A 5,996-nucleotide genomic window follows, 5' to 3' on the forward strand; every position below is an offset into this window, starting at 1 on the left:
ACCACGCGGGAAGTGATAGAGCATCACACCCCCACCACGCGGGAAGTGATAGAGCATCACACCCCCACCACGCGGGAAGTGATAGAGCGTCGCAGCTGCGCCCTCACCGGCGGTCCGCAGGGCCGGAACGCGGCAGCGCGCGTCTAAGGGAGGAACGACCGAGCGCGCCGAGCGTTTCGGCCGTGCGGGCCGCACCCACCGCGGGCTGCACCACGAAGAGAGCCTAGATAGCCTTCCCCGGATTCAGGATCCCCTGGGGGTCGAACAGCTCCTTGATCCGCCGCTGCAGCTCCCGCACAGGCTCCGGTTGTTCCAGCCCGAGCCAGCGCAGTTTGTATTGGCCCACCCCGTGCTCCCCGGTGATGGTGCCGCCCATGTCCAGGCCTATCCGGATGGATTCGTCCAGGGCCGCGTTCAGCCGCCTCAACGCGTCGGCGTCGGTGGCCGGGTTAACTCGCTCCATCCAGAAGGTGGGGTGCAGGTTGCCGTCGCCTGCATGGGCCACCACTTTGAGGCGTACTTGGAACCGTGCGGCCATGGCTTCGAGTTCGGCGACGAAATCCACCAGACGCGAGCGCGGGACGGCGATGTCTTCGCCAACCCGGAATTCGTCGTCCACTTCCACGCCGCGGCTGTTGCGCCGAAGTTCCACCAGCATCTCGGCTTCGGCGCTGGCTTCGGTGGTGACGGTGGCGCCGCCGTCGGCGAGTACTTGCCGGACGACGTCGGCTTCTGCGGCCGCACCGAAACCGTCTGTTTGGATGAGCAGCAGGGATTTTCCGCGCTTTTGGAGGCCGCCGCGGTGGAGTTCGTCGAGCTGCTCCAGGGTGCCGTTATCCAGGAGTTCCATGATGGCGGGCTGGACGCGGGCCTTGCCCACGGCAAGCACACCGGCGGCTGCGCTGCGGAAGTCCTGGTAGAACGCGGCGATGGTGTGGATTTCGCGGGGAAGGTATTTCAGCCGGACGGTGACGCCCACCACGATTCCGAGTGTCCCTTCGGAGCCCACCAGCAGCGCGGTGAGGTCGTACCCGGCCACGCCTTTGAAGGTTTGGTGGCCGGTGTGCATGAGGGAGCCGTCGGCCATGACGACGTCCAGGGCCAGGACGGAATCGCGGGTCACCCCGTACTTGGCGCACCGGAGCCCTCCGGCGTTCGTGGCCACGTTGCCGCCGATCGTGGACATCTTGTAACTGGCGGGGTCGGGTGCGTACATGAGGCCGTGTTCGGCGGCTGCAGCGTTGAGGTCGGCGTTGATGACGCCGGGTTCGACGACGGCGGTCTCGTCGTCGGGGTTGAGGTCCAGGATGCGGTTCATCCGTTCAAGGCCCAGCACGATGCAGCCTGGTGTGGCGTGCGCTCCGCCGGAAACCCCGGTGCCCGCACCCCGGGCGACGATCGGCACCTGATGCGCTGCGCAAGTGCGGACGATGTGTTGCACGTCTTCCACGGATTCGGCCCAGACGACGGCCAGTGGCAGGTGCCTCTCCAGCATCGGCCCCTGATCGATGGAGTAGACGGTGAGGGTTTCTTCGTCGCCGGCCATTTGCTCAGGCCTGAGCCCTGCCGACAATTCCTGCAGGAACGCCCTTTGCCCGTCTGTCGGCCGGGTTTCTTCCACATGCCCCACCGTGCGGCCCTTGATGCGTTCCGCTGATGTACCGGCCACAGCCGTTTCGTCCGACAAAGCACTACCTCCACATGCGCGCCGCGGACACGCCAAACCGGCAGTCTTCGCAGCGTTTTCAGTGCTCATAGTCTAGCCAGAGCGGCATGGGGCAGTGACGGCAGCCTGGCTCACCGTCGGGACCTACAGTCGGAGGCAGCGCCCAGATTCCCGCGGAGCTCTCCCGTTTGCAGCCACGCACCCCCTATCGGTGGTTTCGCGACAACGGGGCCGCAAGCGCTTCCACACTGTTTCTTCAGATCCCTTAGTGTGAAGAGCCTACTCCTCCTATAGGCCTCAAAGACAGTACCCTTAGGGCTGGAAACGTTTACAATTTTCAGAATTCTCTTCTACGATGTGTCCATGTCCGTTGATTCATTGCTCTCGGTTGCGACCCACGAGCCCACTGCAGCTTTCACGCATCTGACCCCGGTCCACGATGCCTCCACGGCGCACGGATGGTGGCGTTCCGCGGTGATCTACCAGATCTATCCGCGCTCCTTCCGGGACCTCAACGGCGACGGCGTAGGAGACTTGGCGGGCATCACCGCCGAACTCACGCAGTTGGCGGCGTTAGGCGTCGACGCCGTGTGGTTGTCACCGTTCTACCGCTCACCCCAGCGGGATGCGGGTTATGACGTCAGCGACTACTGCGACGTCGATCCCCTGTTCGGCACCTTGTCCGACTTCGACGCCCTCATCGCAGAGGCCAACAGGCTCAACCTGCGCGTCATCGCGGACCTCGTCCCCAATCACTGTTCAGACCAGCACGTCGCCTTCCAAGCAGCACTTGCTGCGGGTGCCGGCAGCGTGCAACGGGACATGTTCATCTTCCGCGACGGTCTGGGGCACGATGGCAGCGAGCCGCCCAACAACTGGCAATCGCACTTCGGCGGTTCGGCGTGGACACGCATCACCGAGCCCAACGGAGAGCCCGGTCAGTGGTTCCTGCACCTCTTCGACTCCTCGCAGCCGGATTTCAACTGGGATAACCCGGCGGTTCATGCTGAGTTTGAACGCGTCCTCCGATTCTGGCTGGACCGCGGCATCTCCGGCTTCCGGGTGGACGTAGCCCACGCGCTGGTCAAGGCCGCCGGCCTGCCCAACTGGGGTGGCCGCGCGGACGGCAACAGCTCCGACGGGTTCCCCGGCCAGGACGCTCCGATGTTCGGCCAGCCTGCCCTCCACGACATCTACCGCCGCTGGCGTTCCATCCTAGAAGAATACGGTCCGGACCGCATCCTCTGCGCAGAAGCCAATGTGGACCCCCTCCCCCGGCTGGCGCAGTGGGTCCGCCCTGATGAAATGCACCAGGCTTTCAACTTCCCGTACCTGCACGCCGGCCTGGACGTAAACCGCCTGCGCCACATCATCACGGACTCTTTGGTGTCCCTGGACGCCGTGGGCGCCCCCAGCACGTGGGTTTTGTCCAATCACGATGTTGTCCGGCACGTCTCACGCTTCGGGTACGACGGTTCGGGTCCCCGCGACGGAGACGGCATCGGCCCCGACGACGCACAACCCAACGAAGAACTCGGACGACGCCGGGCTGCCGCGGCAACCATGTTCATGCTCGGCCTCCCGGGTGGCGCCTACCTCTACCAAGGCGAAGAACTGGGTCTGCCCGATTCCTCCAGTATTCCCGGCAGCATGCGCCAGGATCCAACCTTTGCCCGCACCGGCGGAGCCCGCATCGGCCGCGACGGTTGCCGTGTGCCGCTCCCTTGGCGTTCATCCGAAGCCCACTCCGGGTTCGGTAGCGGCATGGAACCTTGGCTGCCGCAGCCCGAGTCCTGGCCCACACTGGCGAGGGACCTGCAGGAGTCCGATCCGGCGTCGCACCTTAACCTGTACCGGGCCATGATCGCTGAACGCGCCGCGCTCCGGCTCGGCCAAGGATCCCTGGCCTGGGTCGAGGACTACTGCACCGGGTCCTCACTGGCGTACCTTAACGGCAACACCCTGGTGATCATGAACGCAGGCTCCGATCCACTGCCGCTTCCGGTCGGACGCACCATCCTGCGCAGCGCCGCTGCATCAGGCGCCGATCAACTAGGCTCAGGGGAGACAATCTGGCTGACGGTCAGCTGATATTTCACCTAGGAGCGGCATGACGGGCATCAAGGACGTAGCCGAGCGCGCAGGGCTGTCCGTTGCCACCGTGTCACGGGCGCTCAGCGGCAAGGGCAATGTATCGCCTACCAGCCGGGAGCGTGCCCGCGCCGCTGCATCAGAGCTGGGCTTCGTGCTGTCCTACCACGCCTCCAGCCTGGCCTCCGGGCGCACGCATAACGTTGGCTTGGTGGTGCCCTCGGTCCACCGCTGGTTCTTCTCAGCCGTGATCGAGGGCGCATCGGCCGCGCTGCTTGAGGCCGGGTACGACCTCACCCTGTACAACATCGGGGAAAACCCCGAGCACCGGCACAGCGTCTTCAACGACTTCCTGTTGCGCAAGCGGGTGGACGCGGTCATCGCGGTATCGCTGGAACTGAGCGAAGCCGAAATTCAGCAGCTCCACGCCATGCACCGCCCGATCGTCGGAATTGGCGGGCCACTGCCCGGAGCATCAACCATCCGGATCGACGACTCCGGAATCGCGCGGAAGGCCACCAACCACCTGCTCGGCCTCGGGCACACCAAGATCGCCCACATCACCGGCAATGAGGCCTACGACCAGGACTTCCATCTTCCTGGAACGCGTCGCAGCGGATTCGAAGAAGCAATGAACGACGCCGGCTGTCCTGTCAGGCCCGAATGGATCGTTTCCGCGGACTTCACCATTGAAGGCGCTTACGCCGCCGCGCGGCAGCTGCTGGCCAGTGCGCCGGACAGGCCAACCGCCGTCTTCGCGGCCTCCGACGAAATGGCCATCGGCACCATCCTCGCGGCCCGGGACTTCGGGCTCCGCATCCCGGATGACCTCTCCGTCATGGGGATCGACGGACATGATCTGGGCAACGTCCTGGGCCTGACCACCATCGACCAGGACGCCAAAGGCCAAGGAGCGCTGGCCGTCCGCACCTTGTTGGGCGCGATCACCAAGGGCCTCGTCCTGGAACCTGCCGATACCGAACACCCCACCAAGCTGGTGGTGCGCTCCAGCACCGCGGTACCCAAAGCAGGTACGTTCTAGCAGCTCCTTGCGGTGCTCCTCAAGTGGCCTGCTACGACAGCCGGCGCTCCATGGTGAGCTCAAGCTTGGAGGTGTCCTGCGGATATGGCCTGCTGGCACCTGTGGTCTCAAAACCGTGACGCCGGTAGAACGCCAGTGCCCGTGAGTTCTCCTCATGCACCCCGAGCTGGATGCTCCCGGCAGCGAGTTCTTCCACGGCGGCTTTGCAGGCCTCATTGAGGAGTTCGTCGGCCAGCCCCAGCCCCCGGTGCTCAGGTGCCACGTAAACGCTGACCAGCATGGCCTGAAGGGGAATCTCCGAGCCTTGGGGATGCTTGAGTACTACGCGCATCAATCCGCAGAAACTGCTGCCATCCTGGCCAGCATCGGCGATCAACGTGAAACTGCTGTCGCCGGACATGGCAGCCGCACGTTCCTGCCACTGCGTTTCGGTCTGCCGGCGAGCTGCCTCCAGGCTCTCCACGTAGGCCATGGGCGTGTCTTTGAGCATCTCCAGCCGGACCTCTCGCAGCAACCGCCAATCACTCGGCTGGAGCCGGCGGACCCTAGGCAATGGCTCCGCCCATGAACCTCTCGTAGCAGGCCAGGACGCGGGGCCAGCTCTCAGTGTAGGAAGCCCGGGACGCCGCAGGATCCTCGGCGCCTTCCCAGCCGTCGTGGATCAAACGCACTTCCGTACCCTCGTCCACGGCACCAAAGACAACCCGGATCTCGGTGGACCACAACGGCGTTCCGGCCGGGTACCAGCTGGCGTGAAAGGACAGCGGAGGCTGCCAATCGTCAATAGTGCCCCACACCGACGTACGGCCGTCCTCGGCCGTCTCAAGAATCAGGTTCTCTTCGAACTCCACATGGGACCCCGCGCCGAAGACGCTCTCCTGCTCCAGCGGCCACCATAGGTGCGGATGATCAGTGAATCCCTGGAAAGCGTGCGAAATACTCGTGGGCACCACAACAGTGAAGATGAGCGGCTGCAGTGCGTCGCCTGCCTGTTGGGCCGGTTCGGGTTCAGAGGCTGGGTGGCTGAAGAGGTTTTCCATGACCACCAACTCTACCGGTGGGTCAGGGCGCTGGGGTGTTGGTGTTGTGGTGGTTAAAGGGGAAGAGCCCCGACCTGTGGTCGGGGCTCTTGCCTTAATGTGTGTCCGGCGGTGTCCTACTCTCCCACACCCTCCCGGGTGCAGTACCATCGGCGCT

5 protein-coding genes are annotated in these 5,996 nt (G+C 64.7%); 2 read left to right on the forward strand and 3 right to left on the reverse strand.

Annotated elements, in window-relative coordinates:
* Positions 1-223: 223 nt before the first annotated feature.
* Positions 224-1,687 (reverse strand): FAD-linked oxidase C-terminal domain-containing protein, encoded by a 1,464-nt coding sequence (locus RQH14_RS23010; protein ID WP_311215430.1) that lies wholly within the window; start codon positions 1,685-1,687, stop codon positions 224-226.
* Between the two features lie 342 nt (positions 1,688-2,029).
* Here RQH14_RS23010 and RQH14_RS23015 point away from each other — a divergent pair, with 342 nt between their 5' ends.
* Together RQH14_RS23015 and RQH14_RS23020 are read left to right on the forward strand one after the other, a co-directional pair.
* Positions 2,030-3,757 (forward strand): glycoside hydrolase family 13 protein, encoded by a 1,728-nt coding sequence (locus RQH14_RS23015; RefSeq protein ID WP_311215431.1) that lies wholly within the window; start codon positions 2,030-2,032, stop codon positions 3,755-3,757.
* Positions 3,758-3,776: 19 nt separating this feature from the next.
* The gene (locus RQH14_RS23020; RefSeq protein ID WP_311215432.1) at positions 3,777-4,799 is read left to right on the forward strand and encodes a LacI family DNA-binding transcriptional regulator; all 1,023 of its coding nucleotides are present in this window, start codon (positions 3,777-3,779) and stop codon (positions 4,797-4,799) included.
* 31 nt (positions 4,800-4,830) lie between these two features.
* Here the strand turns inward: RQH14_RS23020 and RQH14_RS23025 are convergent, their stop codons facing one another.
* Positions 4,831-5,352, reverse strand: coding sequence for an N-acetyltransferase (locus RQH14_RS23025; RefSeq protein WP_311215433.1), 522 nt, complete (start codon positions 5,350-5,352; stop codon positions 4,831-4,833).
* The gene (locus RQH14_RS23030; protein ID WP_311215434.1) at positions 5,345-5,839 is read right to left on the reverse strand and encodes a hypothetical protein; all 495 of its coding nucleotides are present in this window, start codon (positions 5,837-5,839) and stop codon (positions 5,345-5,347) included. Before RQH14_RS23030 ends, RQH14_RS23025 begins: the two co-directional genes overlap by 8 nt.
* Positions 5,840-5,996 lie beyond the last annotated feature (157 nt).

The organism is Arthrobacter sp. WCS2018Hpa-7, from assembly GCF_031843805.1.
GTDB lineage: Bacteria > Actinomycetota > Actinomycetes > Actinomycetales > Micrococcaceae > Arthrobacter.